The sequence below is a fragment of the Nesterenkonia sp. YGD6 genome, from assembly GCF_022565895.1.
Classification (GTDB): domain Bacteria; phylum Actinomycetota; class Actinomycetes; order Actinomycetales; family Micrococcaceae; genus Nesterenkonia.
In genome coordinates this window covers 178,153-200,824 of record NZ_JAJOYY010000003.1, presented here as the reverse complement: position 1 = coordinate 200,824, position 22,672 = coordinate 178,153, and the positions used below count along the sequence as shown (strand labels likewise).

The window sequence follows — 22,672 nt, the reverse complement described above, 5'->3', positions numbered from 1 at the left end:
ATTTAGAAGGAGCGCCCCCATGGCGAAGATGAGCAACGAAGAACTGATCGAACAGTTCAAGGACATGTCCCTGATCGAGCTCTCCGAGTTCGTCAAGGTCTTCGAAGAGACCTTCGATGTCACTGCAGCCGCTCCCGCAGCCGCCGCAGCAGCTCCGGCAGCCGCAGCTGAGGAAGAAGAAGAGCAGACCGAGTTCGACGTGGTCCTCGAGGCCGCAGGCGAGAAGAAGATCGGCGTCATCAAGGAGGTGCGCGGTCTGACCTCCCTGGGTCTCAAGGAGGCAAAGGACGTCGTCGACAGCGCGCCCAAGGCAGTTCTCGAAGGTGTCGACAAGGCAACCGCCGAGAAGGCCAAGGAGACCCTGGAAGCAGCAGGCGCCACCGTCACCCTCAAGTGATCGGGGCGGCGACAGCCGCATCCAGGCAGTCCTGACTGCACACAGAGATCCCCCGGAAGGCTTCCTTCCGGGGGATCTCTGTATGCGCAGCACCTGGACCCGGCTGCAGCGACGGCTCAGATGCGCTGTCCCGGCTTCGGCCGCAGACCTGCCCCCACCAGGGCCAGCCCGGCAAGGCTGCAGACGCCGAGCGCGACGATGAGCGGCTCGATGTGGATCCCGAGCACCACGCTCGCCAACACCCACAGGGCCAGCGCGATGGCCACCGCGGCGTAGACGGCGCCGCCGATGCGCGGCCCCTGCCGGTGTCCCGACCGGGGGGATCGCTCGGCTCCGGACACCATGCCGCCTGGATCCCTGGTCGTCCTCGTGAGCGCATCCCGGGCCTGGTCGGGGTCTGTCGTCGTGCCGCCGGCGAGAGCCGCCTCCTGCTCGGCGCGCTCGAACCAGCGCGGCCCGCGCTCCGGTTCCTTCCAGGCGAAGTCCTGCTCGCTCTGGGCCCGCAGCGATTCCGCGAGCAGCTCATCGACGTCTGCGGGCTCGGGCGGCAGCGGGGTGGTGGGATGCGTGGGGGAGTGTTCGCCTGGGCGCTCTGGTGTGGTGTTCATCGCGCATTCTCTGCTTCCTGGGCGTAGGTGGTGTCGTCATAGATCGTGGTGTTGCCGAAGGCTGAGTTCAGGTCGAGACGGATCTCCCGCTCGAAATCTTCCGGGCCCAGCACGAGGTCCTCCCCGGAGATGCCGGACCGCTCGAGCCGGTCGTCCTGGGTGGCGATCTCGAGGTTGCTCAGCGCCTGCCCATTGCTGACCACGATCCGCGCGTCATCGGGAACGATCACCGTGGTGTTTGAGAACGCGTTGTTGATCTCCGCGTCCTCGGTGGGGATCACCCCATCCGAGGGATCTCCGGCGGCGAGGTCGCGCAGATCAACCGTGGTGTTGGAGAAGCCGCTGTTCACCTCCGACTCCGTGGTCGTGTAGCTGCCGAAGGCGTAGTTCGCGCCGGATCCGAAGCCCCCGGCCCCGCTCTGGCCGGCGAAGAGCACCAGCATGATCACGGTGCTGACCATCAGCAGACCTGGGGCGCCGGGTCGTCCGCGCAGCGCGGCGACGAGGTGGCCTGAGGCCAGCAGCAGCACCAGGCCCGCGGTGGCGACCAGGGCCACGGCGAGTGCGGAGAGCCCTAACCCGCCGCCGAACCAGGCCAGCCCGATGATCACCGGGATGGAGAGCATGGCCAGTCCCCAGCTGAGCTGGCGATGACGACGACGCTCGGCGCGTTCGCGCGGGGAGGCTCCCGGGCTCCTGCCGGGTCGCGGTGCCGCGGCCCGCGCGGTCATCGTCTCCTGACGAGCAGCCCGTTGAGCGGCAGAACCGTGTCCCGCAGCTGAAGCCGGGGCCCCGGTCTGAGGCGCGGGGTCCTGTTCCTTCGGGTACCAGGCCGGCTTTCCGTCCGCACGCGGCGGTGCGGGCTCGCCGGCCTCAGCTTTTCCCGCCTGCGCGCCGGCCGTTCCCGGGGTCGTGCGCGTGCCTCCGGCACCGTTGATGGTGGTGTTGCTGCGGTGATTGCGGATCAGCACGTAGACCAGCCAGGCCACCGCGCCGAGGACGACCAGGTTGATCAGCACCGCCAGCGGTCCGGCGATGCTGATCGGGGTGAAGATGTTCAACGCCCCCACGATCGCGAGCAGCACGCCTCCGATGAAGCCGGAGCTGAAGCTGCCGCGCACGGCCTGCTCCGCGTGTATCTCACCCGCCCGGTTGGGGACCAGGATCCAGGCCAGCCCGTAGAGCAGGGCCGCCGGCGAGAAGAAGATGATGAAGGCGACGACGCCGAGCCCACGCACCAGCGCGACGTCCCAGCCGACCTTGGCGGCCAGTCCGGCGAAGACCCCGCCGAACCAACCTTCGTCGGGGCGCATCAGCCCCGTTGTGCGCATCCAGCTGAAGAAGCGCCGGCCCGTCTCAGGCTTGTGATTTTCCATGTCTCCAGTCTGCGCCAACCACACCGGCGGCCGCTATTGGGGGGCCCCCTGATCGAACCCTGATCTCCGTTCTCCGTCCCCGGATCCTGGGGCAGAACGCATCGAGGTGAGGGAGCGGGCGTGGCACTATGGAAGATATGGACGCCGCCCCCGAGACACCTCCGGCGCCGCAGCGCAGCCCCGTGCCGCGGCCACCGCTGCTGCGCGCCGCCGACACTCCGCTGGCGGGGGTCTGTCTGGGGCTCTCCCGCCACCTGAAGGTCTCGGTGCCCGTGGTGCGCGCCGTGATGATCGGGCTGAGCATCGCCGGAGGGGTGGGGCTGCTGCTCTACTGCTGGCTCTGGATCTTCGTCCCCGGCGAGGATGAACCTCGTTCGCAGGCCGCCACCCGTGGGCTCAGCGGGCCCGCGGTCGACGCCGCCGGGTCTGCCCACCCCGATGCCCGTACCTCCCCGTCGAGTGCCGCGGAGGGGATCGGTCCGAGGGCCGACCCGATGTCGTCCTGGGGGACCCGGGTGAAGGGGCTCGTCGATGCGCTCACGTCCTCGCCCCAGGTCCTGCTCGGCGGCGCGCTCCTCGGCGGAGCCGGTCTGATCGGACTGCAGCTTCTCGGTGCGCAGATCAACTGGTGGCTCATCGGCCCTCCCATGATCCTCGGGGCCGGAGTGCTGCTGGCCTGGTCCCAGGTCGACGCGATCAGTCCCATCGCCGGGGACGAAGCGGGGGCAGGTGCGCGCGGCGCGGCCGGGCGACGCTCGCGACAGGCGATCCTCTGGCAGTTCTGCATCGGAGTGGCCCTGGTGATCCTTGCGCTGCTGCTGCTCGCGGGAGGATTCCTCCCGGCCGCGGACCTGATCCTGGGACTGATGGTCGCCGGGATGCTGCTCGCCGGCGTCGCCCTGGTGACCGCCCCCTGGCTCATCAGGCTCTACCGCACCTCCAACACCGAGCGTGCCCGCGCCGCCGCCGAGGCCGAACGGGCCGACATCGCGGCACACCTGCACGACTCGGTGCTCCAGACGCTGGCCATGATCCAGAAGCATCGCCATGACCCCGCCGCGGTGGAGCGGCTGGCGCGGCGGCAGGAGCGGCAGCTGCGCGGGTGGCTCTACAGCCGAGACAGCGCCGACACCGGGACGCTGAAGGAGCAGCTGACCAGCGTCGCGGCAGAGCTCGAGGAGCTGCACAGCGTGCCCGTGGAGGTCATCGCCGTCGGCGAGTCGCGGGGCACCGATCACCGAGTCCTGGTGGCGGCGGCCCGGGAGGGGATCGTCAACGCGCTCAAACATGCCGGCCCCGCCTCGGTGTACCTGGAGTCCACCGCTGCTGAGGACGCGGTGTTCATCCGCGACCGTGGGGTGGGCTTCGACCCCGCCGGCATCGAATCTGACCGGCTCGGGGTGCGTGAATCGATCATCGGGCGGATGAACCGGGCCGGGGGATCCGCGCGGATCCGTTCCGGGGAGAACGGCACCGAAGTCCAGCTCCGGATGCCCGTCGCCGCGGCGACCGGGCCGGAGCCGGCGACCGAGCCGACGCCAGAGCGCGAGGAGACCTATGGGTGAGCACCCTCCCCGGCAGCCTTCAGGCGCCATGGGCGGCCAGAGCAGAGGCCGCGCAGAGCCAGCACCACCGGGCGCGCGACTGCGCCGGGTGGTGATCATCGATGACCACGGCATCTTCCGCGCCGGGCTCAAGTCAGAGTTGGCTGGTCGCGTGGAGGTCGTCGGAGAGGGCCACGACGTCGAGTCGGCGATCTCTGCGGTCCGGGCCGGACAACCGGATGTGGTGCTCCTCGACGTCCATCTGCCCGGAGGCACCGGCGGGGGAGGGGCCGAGGTCGTGCGCGCCTGCCGAGACCTCCCCGAGGTGCGCTTCCTCGCGATCAGCGTCTCCGATCAGGCTGAAGACGTGGTCTCGGTGATCCGCGCCGGGGCCCGCGGCTACGTCACCAAGACCATCAGCACCGCCGAGCTGGTCGAGGCGGTCCAGGACGTCGCCGGCGGTGATGCGGTCTTCTCTCCACGCCTGGCAGGCTTCGTCCTGGACGCCTTCGGCACCGGCGGCGTCGAAGACGTGCGCGATGAGGAGCTCGACCGACTCTCCGCGCGTGAGGTGGAGGTCATGCGGCTGATCGCGCGCGGCTACACCTACCGGGAGCTCGCCAGCGAGCTGTTCATCTCGATCAAGACCGTGGAGACCCATGTCTCCAAGGTGCTGCGCAAGCTCCAGCTCTCCTCCCGACACGAGCTCACCCGCTGGGCGGAGCGGCGCCGGATCGTCTGAGGCCCGACCGGCCGGGCCGCAGGCCCCGCCCAGAGGGCCACCGCGCCCCCGGCCGGAGGCGTCGTGGACCCTCGGCCGGCGGCGTCGTGGACCTTCACCCGGAGCCGGCGCTGAGTCGGCGCTGAGCCGGGCGCGCCGGGGATGTGTCCCACCGCACGCCCCGCGCGTGGAGGCTGGTACAGTTACTGCCCAGAAAGCCCGGAGCCCGTCAGCGCTCTCCGCCGGCCTTCCCATTCGGCGTCAGGCGCAGTCCTCACGTCCTTCGCCCCAGTGGCCTCGTCTTGCCTTGGGCTGCCTTCGTGGTCTATTCTGTACTTTTGCGCATCTTCTCTACATCAGTGCCTTCAAATAGCGGTGGGCAGTTGAATTTATGCGTGATTCCTACGGAAGCTACGAAGGTCTGTGGAAGGATCCAACTTGGTCGCCTCGAGCACCTCAACGACTCAAACCGCTGCCTCGGCCCGCACTGCTGAATACGCAGGCCGACTCTCATTCGCAAAGATCCACGAACCCCTCGATGTCCCAGAGCTTCTGGCTCTGCAGATCGACTCCTTCGACCGCCTCATCGGCAACGACAGCTGGGCTGCTCGCGTCGAGGAGGCCCGACAGAAGGGCATCAAGGGCGTTTCCGAAACCTCCGGACTCTCCGACATCTTCGAAGAGATGTCACCGATCGAGGACTTCCAGGGCACCATGTCCCTGAGCTTCTCCGATCCTGAGTTCGCCGACCCCAAGATGCCGGTCGCTGAGTGCAAGGAACGGGACACCACGTATTCCGCTCCGCTGTACGTCAAGGCCGAGTTCATGAACCACAACACCGGCGAGATCAAGCAGCAGACCGTGTTCATGGGCGATTTCCCGCTCATGACCGATCGCGGCACATTCATCATCAACGGCACCGAGCGTGTCGTGGTGTCCCAGCTGGTCCGTTCCCCGGGTGCCTACTTCGAGCGCACCCCGGACAAGACCAGCGACAAGGACATCTACACCGCCAAGGTCATCCCCTCCCGCGGTGCCTGGTTCGAGCTGGAGATCGACAAGCGCGATCAGGTCGGCGTGCGCCTCGACCGCCGTCGCAAGCAGCCGGTCACCGCGCTGCTGAAGGCCCTGGGCTGGAGCGAGTCCCAGATCCTGGAAGAGTTCGGCGAGTATGACTCGATCCGCGCCACCATGGAGAAGGACGCCTTCGAGACCCAGGCCGATGCGCTGATCGACATCTACCGCAAGCTGCGTCCAGGCGAGCCGCCGACCGTGGAGGCCGCCGAGTCGCTGCTGCGCGGGCTCTACTTCACCCCGAAGCGCTACGACCTGGCCAAGGTGGGCCGTTACAAGCTCAACCGCAAGCTCGGCGTGGACAAGGCGTTCACCGACGCCGACGCCTCAGTGCTCAACGAGCAGGACATCGTCGCGATGATCCACTACCTCGCCGCGCTGCACGCCGGCAAGGAGAACATCAAGGGCATCCGCGACGGCTCCGAGATCGACGTCCACATCTCCGTGGACGACATCGACCACTTCGGCAACCGGCGCATCCGTGCGGTCGGCGAGCTCATCGAGAACCAGGTCCGCACCGGCCTGTCTCGTATGGAGCGTGTGGTGCGTGAGCGGATGACGACTCAGGACGTCGAGGCCATCACGCCGCAGACGCTGATCAACATCCGCCCCGTCGTCGCCTCCATCAAGGAGTTCTTCGGCACCTCCCAGCTCTCGCAGTTCATGGATCAGAACAACCCGCTGGCCGGACTGACGCACAAGCGTCGCCTCTCCGCGCTGGGCCCGGGCGGTCTCTCCCGTGATCGCGCCGGCATGGAGGTCCGTGACGTCCACCCGTCGCACTACGGCCGCATGTGCCCCATCGAGACCCCGGAAGGCCCGAACATCGGCCTGATCGGCTCGCTGGCCACCTACGGACGGATCAACGCCTTCGGCTTCATCGAGACCCCGTACCGCAAGGTCGTCAAGGGTGTCGTCACCGAACAGATCGACTACCTCACCGCCGACGACGAGCTGGTCTCCCAGATCGCCCAGGCCAACGCGCCGCTGAACGAGGACGGGACCTTCGCAGAAGCCACCGTCCTCTGCCGCGGCCGTGCAGACGGAACCGGTGAGCAGGGCGAGCCCGTGCTGACCATCCCGGACGAGATCGACTACATGGACGTCTCGCCGCGCCAGATGGTGTCAGTCGCCACCGCGCTGATCCCGTTCCTGGAGCACGACGACGCCAACCGCGCGCTGATGGGTGCGAACATGCAGCGCCAGGCTGTGCCGCTGCTGGAGTCCGAGTCACCGCTGGTCGGCACCGGCATGGAGAAGTTCGCCGCCATCGACGCCGGAGATTCGGTCACCGCTGAGAAGCCCGGCGTGGTCACCCGCGTCGCGGCCGACATGGTCACCGTGCTCAACGACGACGGCACGCAGATCCACTACCCGATCATGAAGTTCCAGCGCTCGAACCAGGGCAACGCCTACAACCAGCGTGTGCGGGTCTCCGAGGGGGATCGTCTGGAGCGCCAGTCGATCATCGCCGACGGACCTTCCACCGAGGCCGGCGAGCTGGCCCTGGGCAAGAACCTGCTGGTCGCGTTCATGTCCTGGGAGGGTCACAACTTCGAGGATGCGATCATCCTCTCCCAGCGGATGATCCAGGACGATGTGCTCACCTCGATCCACATCGAGGAGCACGAGGTCGACGCCCGCGACACCAAGCTCGGTGCCGAAGAGGTCACTCGTGACATCCCCAACGTCTCCGAGGAGATGCTCGCCCAGCTCGACGAGCGCGGCATCATCCACATCGGTGCCGAGGTCTCCGCCGGAGACATCCTGGTCGGTCGCGTCACGCCCAAGGGCGAGACCGAGCTGACCCCGGAGGAGCGCCTGCTGCGCGCCATCTTCGGTGAGAAGTCCCGCGAAGTGCGCGACACCTCGCTGAAGGTTCCCCACGGCGAGTCCGGCACCGTCATCGGCGTCCGGATCTTCGATGCGGAGGAGGGCGATGATCTGCCCCCCGGTGTGAACCAGCTGGTCCGCGTCTACGTGGCCAACAAGCGCAAGATCACCGACGGCGACAAGCTCGCCGGCCGCCACGGCAACAAGGGCGTCATCTCCAGGATCCTTCCTGTGGAGGACATGCCCTTCCTGCCCGACGGCACCGCGGTGGACATCGTGCTCAACCCGCTGGGCGTGCCCGGTCGTATGAACATCGGCCAGGTCATGGAGGTCCACCTCGGGTGGGCCGCCAAGCAGGGCTGGAAGATCGAGGGCGAGCCTGACTGGATCAAGAAGCTCCCGAACCTGCCCCGCGAGACCGGACCCACCAAGGTCTCCACCCCGGTGTTCGACGGCGCCGAGCCGGCCGAGCTGACCGGCATCCTGGAGTCTGTGAACCCGTCACGCGACGGCGAGCAGCTCGTGGGTGCCAACGGCAAGGCGCAGCTCTTCGACGGTCGCTCCGGTGAGCCGTTCCCCGAGGGCGTCGCGGTCGGTTACATGTACATCCTGAAGCTGCACCACCTTGTCGACGACAAGATCCACGCACGCTCCACCGGACCGTACTCGATGATCACCCAGCAGCCCCTGGGCGGCAAGGCACAGTTCGGCGGACAGCGCTTCGGTGAGATGGAGGTCTGGGCCCTGGAGGCCTATGGCTCCGCCTACACCCTGCAGGAGCTGCTGACGATCAAGTCCGATGACATCCACGGTCGCGTGAAGGTCTACGAGGCCATCGTGAAGGGCGAGAACATTCCGGAGCCAGGCGTTCCGGAGTCGTTCAAGGTGCTCATCAAGGAGATGCAGTCGCTCTGCCTCAACGTGGAGGTCCTCTCCGCGGACGGCAGCAAGGTCGAGATGCGTGACTCGGAGGAAACCGGGTTCAGCGCTGCGGAGGAGCTCGGCATCGACCTCTCCCGCGCAGAGCCCAGCTCGGTCGAAGAGGTCTGAGGGCCTCACCGATGCACCTTCACTCCGTCACGAATCTTTAGAGAAAAGAGAGATACCGGACTATGTCCCAAGAATCCTCATTCGGCACAATGCGTATCGGGCTTGCCACCGGTGACGAAATCCGTGGTTGGTCATATGGTGAGGTCAAAAAGCCTGAAACCATCAACTACCGCACCCTGAAGCCCGAGAAGGACGGACTCTTCTGCGAGAAGATCTTCGGCCCGTCCCGGGACTGGGAGTGCTACTGCGGCAAGTACAAGCGGGTCCGCTTCAAGGGCATCATCTGTGAGCGCTGCGGCGTCGAGGTCACTCGCGCCAAGGTGCGTCGTGAGCGGATGGGCCACATCCAGCTCGCCGCCCCGGTGACCCACATCTGGTACTTCAAGGGCGTCCCCTCGCGCTTGGGCTACCTGCTTGACCTGGCGCCGAAGGACCTCGAGAAGGTCATCTACTTCGCCGCCTACATGATCACCGAGGTCGACACCGACCGTCGCCACGACGACCTGCCGAACCTGCAGGCCGAGATCGATCAGGAGCTCAAGCACCTGGCCGATCAGCGTGACTCCGACATCGCCGCGATCTCCAAGGACCTCGAGGGTGACCTCGAGCGCCTGGAGGGCGAGGGTGCCAAGGCTGCCGAGAAGAAGAAGGCACGCGACACCTCCGACAAGCAGATGTCGCAGGTGCGCAAGCGCGCCGACGCCGAGATCGAGCAGCTCGAGCGGGTCTGGGATCGCTTCAAGAACCTCAAGGTCTCCGACCTCGAGGGCGATGAGGCGCTCTTCCGTGAGATGCGCACCCGCTACGGGCAGTACTTCGAAGGTGCGATGGGCGCTGAAGCGATCCAGCGTCGCCTGGCCACCTACGACATGGAGGCCGAGGCAGAGCGTCTGCGCGAGATCATCGCCACCGGCAAGGGCCAGCGCAAGACCCGCGCCCTGAAGCGGCTGAAGGTGCTCAACGCGTTCCTCGCCAACGGGACCACCCCGCGCGGCATGGTGCTCGAGGCCGTCCCGGTGATCCCCCCGGAGATCCGTCCGATGGTCCAGCTCGACGGCGGTCGCTTCGCGACCTCAGACCTCAACGATCTGTACCGTCGCGTGATCAACCGCAACAACCGCCTGAAGCGTCTGCTGGATCTCGGTGCACCCGAGATCATCGTGAACAACGAGAAGCGCATGCTCCAGGAGTCCGTGGACTCGCTCTTCGACAACGGTCGTCGCGGTCGTCCGGTCACCGGACCGGGCAACCGTCCGCTGAAGTCGCTCTCCGACATGCTCAAGGGCAAGCAGGGACGCTTCCGGCAGAACCTGCTCGGCAAGCGCGTGGACTACTCCGGCCGTTCGGTCATCGTGGTGGGCCCGCAGCTGCAGCTGCATCAGTGTGGTCTGCCCAAGCAGATGGCGCTGGAGCTGTTCAAGCCCTTCGTGATGAAGCGCCTGGTCGATCTCAACCACGCGCAGAACATCAAGTCGGCCAAGCGCATGGTGGAGCGTCAGCGCCCCCAGGTGTGGGATGTTCTCGAAGAGATCATCACCGAGCACCCGGTGCTGCTGAACCGCGCACCCACCCTGCACCGTCTGGGCATCCAGGCCTTCGAGCCGCAGCTGGTGGAGGGCAAGGCCCTTCAGCTGCACCCGCTCGTCTGCTCGGCGTTCAACGCCGACTTCGACGGCGACCAGATGGCAGTCCACCTCCCGCTGTCCCCCGAGGCCCAGGCCGAGGCGCGCATCCTGATGCTCTCCTCGAACAACATCCTGAAGCCCTCGGACGGACGCCCGGTGGCGCTGCCCTCACAGGACATGATCATCGGTCTGCACCACCTGACCACCCAGCGTGAGGACGAGACCGGCGCAGGCCGCGCCTTCTCCTCCATCGGTGAGGCTCAGATGGCCTTCGACCTGCGCGAGCTGCACATCAACGCGCCGGTCAAGATCACCGTCGAGGGCTACACCCCCTCGGCGGCGGTTCCTGCTCCCGAAGGCTGGGAGCCCGGAACCCCAGCCACGCTGAACACCACGATGGGCAAGGTGCTCTTCAACCAGCTGCTGCCAGAGGGCTACCCCTGGCAGGACTCGGTGGCGGACAAGGGCCAGCTCTCGAGCCTGATCAACGATCTGGCCGAGCGCTACCCGAACAACGTCACCGCGCGCACCCTGGACAACCTCAAGGATGCCGGCTTCTACTGGTCCACCCGCTCGGGCGTCACCGTCGCAATCTCCGACGTGACCTCGAACATGGACAAGAAGAAGATCATGGACGTCTACGAGGACCAGGCCGCCAAGGTCCAGTCCCAGTACGACATGGGCCTGATCGGTGATGACGAGCGCCACGCAGAGCTGGTCGAGATCTGGACCAAGGCCACCGACGAGGTGGCCGCAGCGATGCAGGCCGGCATGGATGAGCACAACAACATCAACCGGATGGTCACCTCCGGCGCCCGAGGCAACTGGCTTCAGGTCCGACAGATCGCGGGCATCCGTGGTCTGGTGACCAACCCCAAGGGTGAGATCATCCCGCGGCCGATCAAGTCCTCCTACCGCGAGGGCCTCTCGGTCCTCGAGTACTTCATCGCCACCCACGGTGCCCGCAAGGGCCTGGCGGATACGGCGCTGAAGACGGCGAACTCGGGTTACCTGACCCGTCGTCTGGTGGACGTCTCGCAGGACGTCATCGTGCGTGAAGCAGACTGCGGGACCTCCCGCGGGCTGACCGTCACGATCGCGGTGGCCGATGAGAACGGTGAGCTGAAGCTGCACGACGAGGTGGAGAACTCCGCCTACGCACGCACGCTCGCCGTCGACGTGAACGACGCCGAGGGCAACCTTCTGGCCGAGGGCGGCTCAGACGTCGGCGATGTGCTGATCGACAAGCTCTTCGCCGCAGGCGTCTCTGAGATCAAGATCCGCTCCGTGCTGACCTGTGAGTCCGCCGTGGGTACCTGTACCCGCTGCTACGGACGCTCGCTGGCCACCGGACAGACCGTGGACATCGGCGAGGCTGTCGGCATCATCGCCGCACAGTCCATCGGTGAGCCCGGCACGCAGCTGACCATGCGTACCTTCCACACCGGCGGCATCGCCTCGGCCGATGACATCACCCAGGGTCTGCCCCGTATCCAGGAGCTCTTCGAGGCCCGCACCCCCAAGGGTGTGGCGCCGATCGCAGAGGTCGCCGGACGGGTGCACCTGGATGATTCAGAGAAGCAGCTGCGACTGGTGCTGACTCCTGATGACGGATCCGAGGAGCACGCCTACCCGATCCTGCGCCGCGCACGTCTGCTCGTCTCCGACGGTGAAGCCGTCGAGGTCGGTCAGCAGCTGGTGGCAGGCGCTGTGGATCCCAAGCAGGTGCTTCGAGTGCTCGGCCCCCGCGCCGCGCAGAAGTTCCTGGTCTCCGAGGTCCAGCACGTCTACCAGTCCCAGGGCGTGGGCATCCACGACAAGCACGTGGAGGTCATCGTCCGGCAGATGCTGCGCCGGGTCACCGTCATCGACTCCGGCGGCACGAAGCTGCTGCCGGGCGAGCTGGCGGACCGGTTCCGCTTCACTGCCGCCAACCGCAAGGCTGTGGCAGAGGGCGCGCAGCCGGCCTCGGGCCGTGACGAGCTGATGGGCATCACCAAGGCCTCACTGGCCACGGATTCCTGGCTCTCGGCGGCCTCCTTCCAGGAGACCACCCGGGTGCTCACCCAGGCGGCGATGGAGAGCAAGTCCGACCCGCTGCTGGGCCTGAAGGAGAACGTGATCATCGGCAAGCTGATCCCGGCCGGCACCGGTCTGGATCGCTACACGCAGTCCACGGTCGAGCCGACCGAGGAGGCCAAGGCCAACCTCTTCACCGGCCCGAGCCTCTACGGATCCAGCTTCGACTACGCAGGAGTCGAGGGCGACGGCGAGTTCCATGCCATCCCGCTCGACGACTACAACACCGATGTCGACTTCCGCTGAGCGGAGCTGACGGCTGCGTCCGCTGAGGCCCGCAGCACCGGGTATCAGGGACTGAGCACGAGAAGAGGCCCGGGGGAGCGACGCTCTCCCGGGCCTCTTCTCGTCCGTAGGACCTTCCTGCGGCTGCAGAGTCTCCAGTCGAGCGTCGTGCCGGAGGGCCCGCCCTCGGCCCCGTTCGCTCTCTGCGGGTGCAGCTGGTAGTGTTAACCTGATTGTTTCTGATGTGGCAGAGGGACTCGGTCCGGGTTGCGGGGAAGGTGCGCAACACATGCCACATTTTTGCACGCCTGGGGACCAGAGCCCGCGGACCGTGTGTAGAACTCTCGACCGCGGGCAGACCTCAAGCCTCTGCTTCCCTCACTACACGTATGGAGAACGCATAGTGCCTACTATTCAGCAGCTTGTGCGCAAGGGGCGTCATCCCAAGCGCACCAAGAACAACACCCCTGCACTGCAGGGCAGCCCGATGCGTCGTGGCGTATGCACCCGTGTGTACACCACGACCCCGAAGAAGCCGAACTCCGCGCTGCGCAAGGTGGCTCGTGTTCGCCTCGGCGGCGGCGTCGAAGTCACCGCCTACATCCCAGGCGAGGGTCACAACCTGCAGGAGCACTCGATCGTGCTCGTGCGCGGCGGCCGTGTGAAGGACCTTCCCGGTGTCCGTTACAAGATCGTCCGCGGCGCCCTCGACACCCAGGGTGTCAAGGGTCGCGGTCAGGCTCGCTCCCGCTACGGCGCCAAGAAGGAGAAGAAGTAATGCCACGTAAGGGACCCGCACCTAAGCGCCCTCTCGTCCAGGATCCGGTCCACGGATCACCCTTGGTCACACAGCTGATCAACAAGGTCCTGGTCGACGGCAAGAAGTCCACCGCTGAGCGCATCGTCTACGGCGCGCTCGACGGCGTCGCGAAGAAGTCCGGCGATGACCCGGTGACCACGCTCAAGAAGGCCATGGACAATGTCCGCCCCGCACTGGAGGTCCGCTCCCGCCGCGTCGGCGGCGCGACCTACCAGGTCCCGGTGGAGGTCAAGCCCGGTCGCTCGACCGCGCTGGCCCTGCGCTGGCTGGTCGGCTACTCCAAGGACCGCCGCGAGAAGAGCATGACGGATCGCCTGATGAACGAGATCCTCGACGCCTCCAACGGCCTCGGTGCCGCTGTGAAGCGCCGCGAGGACACTCACAAGATGGCAGAGTCCAACAAGGCCTTCGCCCACTACCGCTGGTAATAGAAAAGGGGAATCACCGTGGCACAAGACGTGCTCACTGACCTCAAGAAGGTCCGCAACATCGGCATCATGGCTCACATCGATGCCGGTAAGACCACCGCAACCGAACGCATCCTGTTCTACACCGGCATGAACCACAAGATCGGTGAAACCCACGACGGTGCGTCCACGACGGACTGGATGGAGCAGGAGAAGGAGCGCGGCATCACGATCACCTCCGCCGCGGTGACCTGCTTCTGGGGCGACAACCAGATCAACATCATCGACACCCCCGGGCACGTGGACTTCACCGTCGAGGTGGAGCGCGCGCTGCGCGTCCTCGATGGCGCCGTCGCCGTCTTCGACGGCAAGGAAGGCGTGGAGCCGCAGTCTGAGACTGTCTGGCGCCAGGCCGACAAGTACAACGTCCCGCGCATCTGCTTCGTCAACAAGATGGACAAGCTCGGCGCTGACTTCTACTACACCGTGGACACCATCAAGTCCCGACTCGGTGCAACACCCCTGGTGATGCAGCTGCCGATCGGCTCTGAGAGTGAATTCGTCGGCGTCGTCGACCTGCTCCAGATGAAGGCCCTGGTGTGGCCCGGTGACTCCAAGGGCGATGTGACCATGGGTGCTGAGTATGAGACCCAGGAAATCCCCGAGGACATGAAGGAACAGGCCGAGGAGTACCGCAACACGCTCATCGAGCAGGTTGCCGAAGCTGACGATGTGCTGATGAACAAGTACCTCGAAGGCGAAGAGATCTCCAACGACGAGCTCAAGGAAGGCGTCCGCAAGCTCACCGTGGCTTCCGCCGCCTACCCGGTCTTCTGCGGCTCCGCGTTCAAGAACCGCGGCGTCCAGCCGATGCTCGACGCTGTCATCGACTACCTGCCCACCCCGGCAGACGTCGAGGCCATGGAGGGCCACAAGCCCAACCATGAGGACGAGATCCTGACCCGCCGCCCGAGCAAGGACGAGCCGTTCTCCGCTCTGGCATTCAAGATCGCCTCCCACCCCTTCTTCGGGCAGCTCACCTTCATCCGCGTCTACTCCGGCAAGCTCAACGCCGGAGCGCAGATCGTGAACTCCACGAAGGGCAAGAAGGAGCGCATCGGCAAGCTCTTCCAGATGCACGCCAACAAGGAGATGCCGGTCGACGAGATCCAGGCCGGTCACATCTACGCGGTCATCGGACTCAAGGACACCACCACCGGTGACACCCTGTGCGATCCGAACCACCAGATCGTGCTCGAGTCGATGACCTTCCCGGAGCCGGTGATCTCTGTGGCCATCGAGCCGAAGTCGAAGAGTGACCAGGAGAAGCTCTCCACGGCCATTCAGAAGCTTGCAGCCGAGGACCCGACCTTCACCGTCACCCAGAACGACGAGACCGGCCAGACCGAGATCGGCGGAATGGGCGAGCTCCACCTGGACATCCTGGTGGACCGCATGCGCCGCGAGTTCAACGTGGAGGCGAACGTGGGCAAGCCCCAGGTCGCCTACCGCGAGACCATCAAGAAGCGTGTGGAGAAGGTCGACTACACCCACAAGAAGCAGACCGGTGGTTCGGGTCAGTTCGCCAAGGTGCTCATGAACTTCGAGCCCCTGGACACCGCGGACGGCGAGATGTACGAATTCGCCAACCTGGTGACCGGTGGACGCATTCCCCGCGAATACATCCCCTCGGTGGATGCAGGCATCCAGGACGCCATGGGTCTCGGCGTCCTCGCCGGCTACCCGATGGTCGGTGTCAAGGCCGAACTGACCGACGGCGCCTACCACGACGTCGACTCCTCGGAGATGGCGTTCAAGCTCGCCGGCTCCCAGGTGTTCAAGGAAGGCGCACGCCGGGCCAACCCGGTGCTGCTCGAGCCGATGATGTCCGTCGAAGTCCGTACTCCTGAGGAGTACATGGGCGAGGTCATCGGTGACCTGAACTCCCGCCGCGGACAGATCCAGTCCATGGATGACGCGGCAGGCGTGAAGGTCATCAAGGCACTCGTGCCGCTGTCCGAGATGTTCGGCTACATCGGCGAGCTGCGCTCGCGCACTCAGGGCCGCGCAGTCTTCACCATGTCCTTCAACTCTTACGCAGAGGTTCCGAAGGCCGTGGCAGAAGAGATCATCGAGAAGAACCGCGGCGCCTGATCCCCAACTCGGCTCCCCGGGTCCGCTGAGTCCGCTCAGCGGCCCGGGACCGAGCCGGGCGGCTCGGCGATGCTTTGAGGAAGCGAGGTCCCCGATTGACCTCCATTGCTCCTCACGCACCACCATTCGGGAAATTTCACCAAATACCTAGCGATTAGTAGACTTGCATGAGTTTCAGCCTCGTTGACAGTGCGGCTGGAGTAAGTCTTCTTACCTGAACAAGTTCTATAGGAGGAACCTGTGGCCAAGGCAAAGTTCGAGCGTAACAAGCCGCACCTTAACATCGGCACCATCGGTCACGTCGACCATGGCAAGACCACCCTGACCGCCGCGATCTCAAAGGTCCTGGCAGATAAGTTCCCGGACCTGAACCAGGGACGCGACTTCGCCTCGATCGACAACGCTCCCGAGGAGCGCGAGCGCGGCATCACGATCAACGTCTCCCACGTGGAGTACCAGACCGACAAGCGCCACTATGCACACGTGGACGCCCCCGGTCACGCTGACTACGTGAAGAACATGATCACCGGCGCTGCACAGATGGACGGTGCGATCCTGGTCGTCGCCGCCACTGACGGCCCGATGGCACAGACTCGCGAGCACGTGCTGCTCGCCCGCCAGGTGGGCGTCCCCTCCCTGCTGGTCGCACTGAACAAGTCCGACATGGTCGAGGACGAAGAGCTCCTGGACCTCGTCGAGATGGAGGTGCGCGAGCTCCTCGATTCACAGGGCTACGACGGCGACAACGCACCGGTCATCCGCACCTCAGGCCTGAAGGCTCTCGAGGGCGACGCCGAGTGGGTCAAGACCGTTGAAGAGCTCATGGAAGCCGTGGATACCTTCATCCCGGAGCCAGAGCGCGACAAGGACAAGCCGTTCCTGATGCCCATCGAGGACGTCTTCACCATCACCGGTCGCGGCACCGTGGTCACCGGCCGCGCAGAGCGCGGCACGCTGAAGATCAACTCCGAGATCGAGATCCTCGGTATTCGTCCGAAGCAGAAGACCACCGTCACCGGTATCGAGATGTTCCACAAGCAGCTCGACGAGGCATGGGCCGGCGAGAACTGTGGTCTGCTGCTTCGCGGTCTGAAGCGCGATGACGTTGAGCGCGGCCAGGTCGTGGCTGCTCCCAACTCCATCACCCCGCACACCCAGTTCGAGGCCAACGTCTACATCCTCTCCAAGGATGAGGGCGGTCGCCACAACCCCTTCTACACCAACTACCGTCCGCAGTTCTACTTCCGGACCACCGACGTCACCGGCGTCATCTCGCTGCCCGAGGGCACCGAGATGGTCATGCCCGGTGACAACACTGAGATGACCGTTGAGCTCATCCAGGAGATCGCCATGGAAGAGGGCCTCGGCTTCGCCATCCGCGAGGGTGGACGCACCGTTGGTTCAGGTCGAGTCGTCAAGATCCTCAAGTAAGACCTGAGCTTCATGATGGTCGCGCAGACCTGAGCTGAACAACAGCTCAGCACAGGTCTGCGCAGCTCGATGAACAGGAGACCCCGGTGGCATGAGCCACCGGGGTCTCCTGTTTGTCATGGGTCTCCATCTATGTGAGAATAGACAGGTTGCTCACGGGCGCCATGCCCCGGTGTGCCCTCGGGTCCACCGTGTGGAGCGAATACCAGAACTTCAATACCGACACCTCGCCAAGTGTCTCGCTGTGTGCAGATTCAATGTTCATATAAGCGACACGCCCGACCGCGGGGGTCGGATGCCCGTCAGTTCGAGGAACCCGTCGAGACCTGCTTCCCGCAGGATTCGCCCGGACGGATTCGGACTGTGCGGGTCGTGCATCAGCTTCGTGATCGTCAGACTCGGGAGACCGAGCAGATCGTGTTGCAGGTGCGCAGCCCATAACTGCAGAAGGTCAGTACCGCCTGTGCCCGCGAGGGACCAGCGCTGAATGCCTCTCTGGGAGCCCCATGGCTCCGTCACAGTCTTGGGCTGCGACGTAAGACGAATGTCAGAACACCAGAAAGAGGCTCAACGCATGGCGGGACAGAAAATCCGCATCCGGCTGAAGTCGTATGACCACGAAGTCATCGACACCTCGGCCCGGAAGATCGTCGACACGGTCACACGTGCTGGTGCAACGGTTGTCGGCCCAGTGCCGCTGCCCACCGAGAAGAACGTGTACGCCGTGATCCGGTCTCCCCACAAGTACAAAGACTCTCGCGAGCACTTCGAGATGCGCACCCACAAGCGCCTGATCGACATCGTGGATCCGACGCCCAAGGCTGTCGATTCCCTGATGCGACTCGACCTGCCTGCAGACGTCAATATCGAGATCAAGCTCTAGCAGGGAGGTGCTGAGAACACTATGACCAATATTTCCCGCGTTGAACTGAACGTCAAGGGGCTGCTGGGCACGAAGCTCGGCATGACCCAGGTCTGGGACGAGAACAACCTTCTCATCCCAGTCACTGTTGTCCAGGCCGACTCCAACGTCGTGACCCAGATCCGCACCACCGACAGCGACGGCTACAACTCCGTCCAGATCGGCTTCGGACGCATCGATCCCCGCAAGGTGACCAAGCCGCTGGCAGGCCACTTTGAGAAGGCCGGCGTGACTCCACGCCGCCATGTCGTGGAGATCCGCACCGGTGACTCGGGCTCGTATGAGCTCGGCCAGGACCTCACCGTCGAGTCTTTCGAGACCGGCCAGAAGGTCGATGTCATCGGCAAGACCAAGGGCAAAGGCTTCGCCGGCGTCATGAAGCGTCATGGCTTCGCTGGTGTGGGCGCCTCGCACGGTTCCCACAAGAACCACCGCAAGCCAGGCTCCATCGGCGGCGCATCCACTCCGGGTCGCGTCTTCAAGGGTCTGCGCATGGCAGGTCGGATGGGCGGCGTCCGTCAGACCACCCACAACCTGACCGTCCACGCAGTGGACCCCGAGAAGAACCTGCTGCTCATCAAGGGTGCCCTTCCGGGTGCTCGCGGCCAGGTCGTCCTGGTCCGCACCGCAGTGAAGGGAGCATGATCCACATGGCCAACAAGGTTTCTGTCGACTTCCCCGCCGAAGTATTCGACGCCAAGACCAATGTCGCGCTGATCCACCAGGTGGTCGTCGCACAGCGGGCCGCGGCTCGCCAGGGCACCCACAAGACCAAGACTCGTGCAGAGGTCTCCGGCACCGGCGCCAAGCCGTTCCGGCAGAAGGGCACAGGTCGTGCTCGTCAGGGTTCGCTGCGCGGACCGCACATGGTCGGCGGTGGCGTGGTCCACGGACCGCAGCCACGCGACTACTCCCAGCGCACGCCCAAGAAGATGAAGGCCGCCGCCCTGCGCGGTGCCCTCTCGGACCGGGCACGCAACGACCGCATCATCGTCGTGGACGCACTGGTCACCGACCAGGCGTCGACGAAGGCGGCCAAGGCTGCACTGGCAGGTCTCGGCGGAGCGAACCGCAACTGGCTGGTCGTGCTCGACCGCAGCGATGACATCGCCGCGCTGTCGACCCGCAACCTGCCGCACGTCCACACCCTGTATGCCGATCAGCTGAACACCTACGACGTCATCGTCTCCGATGACATCGTGTTCACGCAGGCCGGCTATGACGCCTTCCTGGCACAGGGCACTGCGAAGGAGGAGACCAAGTGAGCGTCCTTACCAGCAAGGACCCGCGCGACGTCGTCATCGCACCCGTCGTGTCGGAAAAGTCCTACAGCCTCATCGATGAGGGCAAGTTCACCTTCCTGGTGGACCCCCGGGCCACGAAGTCCGAGATCAAATACGCGGTCGAGAAGATCTTCTCCGTGCGTGTCGACTCGGTCAACACCATCAACCGAGCTGGCAAGCGCAAGCGCACCAAGTTCGGATGGGGCTCACGCACCGGCACGAAGCGGGCGATCATCACCCTCAAAGAGGGACACAACATTGACATCTTCGGAGGATCCGCAGCCTGATCGGCTGATCGGAACCACTTGATCGAGGAAGAAGAATATGGCTATCCGTAACCTCAAGCCGAACACACCGGGCCAACGCGGCTCGTCTGTGGCCGACTTTGCAGAGATCACCCGGGACACCCCGGAGAAGTCCTTGCTGCGTCCGCTGTCCAAGACTGGCGGCCGAAACAGCTCGGGCAAGATCACCACACGTCACAAGGGTGGTGGCCACAAGCGCCAGTACCGTGTGATCGATTTCCGTCGCGCAGACAAGGACGGCGTGCCGGCGAAGGTCGCTCACATCGAGTATGACCCGAACCGCACCGCTCGTATCGCGCTGCTGCACTTCATCGATGGCACCAAGCGCTACATCCTGGCTCCGGCCAAGCTGGAGCAGGGTGCTGCCGTGGAGTCCGGCCCCAACGCTGACATCAAGCCGGGCAACAACCTGCCGCTGCGCAACATCCCACTCGGCACCGTGGTGCACGCGGTGGAGCTGCGGCCAGCAGGCGGCGCCAAGCTCGGCCGCTCCGCAGGTGCAGGCATCCAGCTGGTGGCCCGCGAGGGCAAGTTCGCCCAGCTGCGTCTGCCCTCCGGCGAGGTCCGCAACGTCGACGTGCGCTGCCGTGCGACCATCGGCGCCGTGGGCAACGCCGAGCAGTCCAACATCAACTGGGGCAAGGCTGGACGCATGCGCTGGAAGGGCGTTCGTCCGACCGTCCGCGGTGTTGTGATGAACCCGGTCGACCACCCGCACGGTGGTGGCGAAGGCAAGACCTCCGGCGGTCGTCATCCGGTCAACCCGAATGGCAAGCCGGAAGGGCGCACCCGCCGTCCGAACAAGGCAAGCGACAAGCTCATCGTGCGTCGCCGTCGTACCAAGAACAAGCGATAGGAGCCTGGAGACATGCCACGCAGCTTGAAGAAGGGCCCCTTCGTAGATCAGCACCTGTACCTCAAGGTCGTCGCTGAGAACGAAAAGGGCACCAAGAATGTCATCAAGACATGGTCCCGCCGTTCCATGATCATCCCCGACATGCTCGGCCACACTCTGGCTGTGCACGACGGACGCAAGCACATCCCCGTGTTCATCACTGAGTCGATGGTCGGGCACAAGCTCGGCGAGTTCGCTCCGACGCGTACATTCCGCGGCCATGTGAAGGACGACAAGAAGGGCAAGCGCCGCTGATCGCTTCCTCATCCGAGGAACGATCTGCGAGCTTGTACTTCGTGTCACAAGACGAGAGAAGGAAAGCAATGGAAGCCAAGGCAATTGCGCGCTACCTGCGTGTGACGCCTATGAAGGCCCGGCGCGTCGTCGACCTTGTCCGCGGCAAGCAGGCCAACGAAGCACTGGCAATTCTGAAGTTCGCCCCTCAGGGCGCTACAGAGCCGGTGGCCAAGGTGGTCGCTTCTGCGCTGGCGAATGCTCGCCAGCACGCAGACAAGGAAGGAGTCGCCTTTAACGAGGACGCCTTCTTCATCACCGAGGCACGCGTCGACGAAGGCCCGACCATGAAGCGGTTCCGACCCAGGGCTCAAGGCCGGGCGTTCCGCATCAACAAGCGCACCAGCCACGTGACCATCGTGGTCGGCGCCGAAGAGAAAGGTGGGGATCAGTAGTGGGACAGAAGATCAACCCCAATGGTTTCCGTCTGGGCATCACCACTGACCACGTTTCGCACTGGTACGCCGACTCGACCAAGGCCGGTCAGCGATACAAGGACTTCGTGAAAGAGGATGTCCAGATTCGGGAACTCCTGGCCAAGTCCGTGGAGCGCGCCGGCATCTCGAAGGTTGAGATCGAGCGCACCCGCGATCGTGTTCGTGTGGATATCCACACTGCGCGGCCAGGCATCGTCATCGGTCGCCGCGGCGCCGAGGCGGACCGGATCCGCAGCGAGCTGGAGAAGCTCACCGCCAAGCAGATCCAGCTGAACATCCTCGAGGTCAAGAGCCCCGAGACCGATGCTCAGCTGGTCGCCCAGGGTGTGGCCGAGCAGCTCGCGGCTCGTGTGGCCTTCCGCCGCGCGATGAAGAAGGCCATCACCTCGGCGATGCGTTCAGGGGCAAAGGGTATTCGTATCCAGTGCGCCGGTCGCCTCGGCGGTGCAGAGATGTCCCGCTCCGAGTTCTACCGCGAAGGTCGCGTTCCGCTGCACACCCTGCGCGCGAACATCGACTTCGGCAAGCACGAGGCCAAGACCACCTTCGGCCGCATCGGTGTGAAGGTCTGGGTCTACAAGGGCGATCTCACCGCCAAGGAACTCGCCGCCCAGCAGGCTGCACAGCCTTCCGGTCGCGGTGGAGCCCGTGGTGGTCGTGGTGGACCCCGTGGTGGAGGCGAAGAGCGTCGTCGTCGTGGCCCAGGCCGCGGTCGCGAAGCCGGTGCCCAGGCACCCGCCGAAGCCGGATCTGGTGCTGAAGGAGGGCAGAGCTGATGTTGATGCCCCGCCGAGTCAAGTACCGCAAGCCGCACCGGCCCAAGCGCCGCGGGCGGGCCAAGGGTGGAACCGAGCTCGCCTTCGGCGAGTACGGCATCCAGGCCCTTGATCCCGCCTACGTGACGAACCGCCAGATCGAATCTGCGCGTATCGCCATGACCCGCCACATCAAGCGTGGCGGCAAGGTCTGGATCAACATCTACCCGGACCAGCCGCTGACGAAGAAGCCTGCCGAGGTCCGCATGGGCTCCGGCAAGGGTTCTCCCGAGTGGTGGATCGCCAACGTCAAGCCCGGACGCATCATGTTCGAGCTGTCCGGTGTCACGGAGGAAGTCGCCAAAGAGGCGCTCCGCCTGGCAATCCACAAGCTGCCCATGAGGGCACGCGTGATCAGCCGAGAGAGTGGTGAGTGA

Annotated in this window: 20 protein-coding genes; 18 read left to right on the top strand and 2 right to left on the bottom strand. The window is 65.2% G+C overall.

Annotated elements, in window-relative coordinates:
• The first annotated feature begins 19 nt into the window (after nt 1–19).
• Complete coding sequence (gene rplL / locus LTI14_RS06210) at nt 20–397, top strand: 50S ribosomal protein L7/L12 (protein ID WP_241465394.1); 378 nt, start codon at nt 20–22, stop codon at nt 395–397.
• Nucleotides 398–513: 116 nt separating this feature from the next.
• Here rplL and LTI14_RS06205 read toward each other — a convergent pair whose 3' ends face one another.
• Nucleotides 514–1,005: a phage holin family protein gene (locus LTI14_RS06205; protein WP_241465393.1), complete on the bottom strand. Its 492-nt coding sequence runs from the start codon at nt 1,003–1,005 to the stop codon at nt 514–516.
• A complete protein-coding gene (locus LTI14_RS06200) occupies nt 1,002–2,381 on the bottom strand; it encodes a PspC domain-containing protein (protein ID WP_241476054.1) in 1,380 nt (459 codons plus the stop codon). The genes LTI14_RS06205 and LTI14_RS06200 overlap by 4 nt, the downstream gene beginning before the upstream one ends.
• Before the next feature lie 128 nt (nt 2,382–2,509).
• Between LTI14_RS06200 and LTI14_RS06195 the strand changes: the two genes are divergently transcribed.
• The 17 genes from LTI14_RS06195 (at nt 2,510) to rplP (ending at nt 22,672) form a co-directional block, all read left to right on the top strand.
• Nucleotides 2,510–3,946: an ATP-binding protein gene (locus tag LTI14_RS06195; RefSeq protein WP_241465391.1), complete on the top strand. Its 1,437-nt coding sequence runs from the start codon at nt 2,510–2,512 to the stop codon at nt 3,944–3,946.
• Nucleotides 3,947–3,974: 28 nt separating this feature from the next.
• Nucleotides 3,975–4,667, top strand: coding sequence for a response regulator (locus tag LTI14_RS06190; protein ID WP_274615993.1), 693 nt, complete (start codon nt 3,975–3,977; stop codon nt 4,665–4,667).
• A 417-nt stretch (nt 4,668–5,084) separates the two neighbouring features.
• The gene (rpoB, locus tag LTI14_RS06185) at nt 5,085–8,603 is read left to right on the top strand and encodes a DNA-directed RNA polymerase subunit beta (protein WP_241465390.1); all 3,519 of its coding nucleotides are present in this window, start codon (nt 5,085–5,087) and stop codon (nt 8,601–8,603) included.
• A 62-nt stretch (nt 8,604–8,665) separates the two neighbouring features.
• Nucleotides 8,666–12,553, top strand: coding sequence for a DNA-directed RNA polymerase subunit beta' (locus tag LTI14_RS06180; protein WP_241465389.1), 3,888 nt, complete (start codon nt 8,666–8,668; stop codon nt 12,551–12,553).
• Between the two features lie 382 nt (nt 12,554–12,935).
• Nucleotides 12,936–13,310 (top strand): 30S ribosomal protein S12, encoded by a 375-nt coding sequence (gene rpsL / locus LTI14_RS06175; RefSeq protein ID WP_036473238.1) that lies wholly within the window; start codon nt 12,936–12,938, stop codon nt 13,308–13,310.
• A complete protein-coding gene (gene rpsG / locus LTI14_RS06170; RefSeq protein WP_106121792.1) occupies nt 13,310–13,780 on the top strand; it encodes a 30S ribosomal protein S7 in 471 nt (156 codons plus the stop codon). The genes rpsL and rpsG overlap by 1 nt, the downstream gene beginning before the upstream one ends.
• An 18-nt stretch (nt 13,781–13,798) precedes the next feature.
• The gene (fusA, locus tag LTI14_RS06165; protein ID WP_241465388.1) at nt 13,799–15,913 is read left to right on the top strand and encodes an elongation factor G; all 2,115 of its coding nucleotides are present in this window, start codon (nt 13,799–13,801) and stop codon (nt 15,911–15,913) included.
• A 240-nt stretch (nt 15,914–16,153) separates the two neighbouring features.
• Entirely contained in the window at nt 16,154–17,344 is a 1,191-nt protein-coding gene (gene tuf / locus LTI14_RS06160; protein WP_241465387.1) for an elongation factor Tu, read from the top strand.
• 574 nt (nt 17,345–17,918) lie between these two features.
• Nucleotides 17,919–18,227 carry a 30S ribosomal protein S10 gene (gene rpsJ / locus LTI14_RS06155; protein ID WP_022871716.1) on the top strand — a complete coding sequence of 103 codons (309 nt, stop codon included), beginning with the start codon at nt 17,919–17,921 and terminating at the stop codon, nt 18,225–18,227.
• Between the two features lie 21 nt (nt 18,228–18,248).
• Nucleotides 18,249–18,911, top strand: a complete 663-nt coding sequence (gene rplC / locus LTI14_RS06150; RefSeq protein ID WP_241465386.1) for a 50S ribosomal protein L3 — start codon at nt 18,249–18,251, stop codon at nt 18,909–18,911.
• Nucleotides 18,912–18,916: 5 nt separating this feature from the next.
• Nucleotides 18,917–19,531 (top strand): 50S ribosomal protein L4, encoded by a 615-nt coding sequence (gene rplD / locus LTI14_RS06145; RefSeq protein ID WP_106121922.1) that lies wholly within the window; start codon nt 18,917–18,919, stop codon nt 19,529–19,531.
• On the top strand, nt 19,528–19,836 hold the full coding sequence (gene rplW / locus LTI14_RS06140) for a 50S ribosomal protein L23 (RefSeq protein ID WP_106121796.1): 309 nt from the start codon (nt 19,528–19,530) through the stop codon (nt 19,834–19,836). Before rplD ends, rplW begins: the two co-directional genes overlap by 4 nt.
• A gap of 37 nt (nt 19,837–19,873) precedes the next feature.
• Nucleotides 19,874–20,710: a 50S ribosomal protein L2 gene (rplB, locus tag LTI14_RS06135; RefSeq protein WP_241465385.1), complete on the top strand. Its 837-nt coding sequence runs from the start codon at nt 19,874–19,876 to the stop codon at nt 20,708–20,710.
• Between the two features lie 12 nt (nt 20,711–20,722).
• Nucleotides 20,723–21,004, top strand: coding sequence for a 30S ribosomal protein S19 (gene rpsS, locus LTI14_RS06130; protein WP_036473245.1), 282 nt, complete (start codon nt 20,723–20,725; stop codon nt 21,002–21,004).
• A 68-nt stretch (nt 21,005–21,072) separates the two neighbouring features.
• Nucleotides 21,073–21,438 carry a 50S ribosomal protein L22 gene (rplV, locus tag LTI14_RS06125; protein ID WP_036473246.1) on the top strand — a complete coding sequence of 122 codons (366 nt, stop codon included), beginning with the start codon at nt 21,073–21,075 and terminating at the stop codon, nt 21,436–21,438.
• The gene (gene rpsC / locus LTI14_RS06120) at nt 21,438–22,256 is read left to right on the top strand and encodes a 30S ribosomal protein S3 (protein WP_241465384.1); all 819 of its coding nucleotides are present in this window, start codon (nt 21,438–21,440) and stop codon (nt 22,254–22,256) included. The genes rplV and rpsC overlap by 1 nt, the downstream gene beginning before the upstream one ends.
• Nucleotides 22,256–22,672, top strand: coding sequence for a 50S ribosomal protein L16 (gene rplP / locus LTI14_RS06115; protein ID WP_036473248.1), 417 nt, complete (start codon nt 22,256–22,258; stop codon nt 22,670–22,672). Before rpsC ends, rplP begins: the two co-directional genes overlap by 1 nt.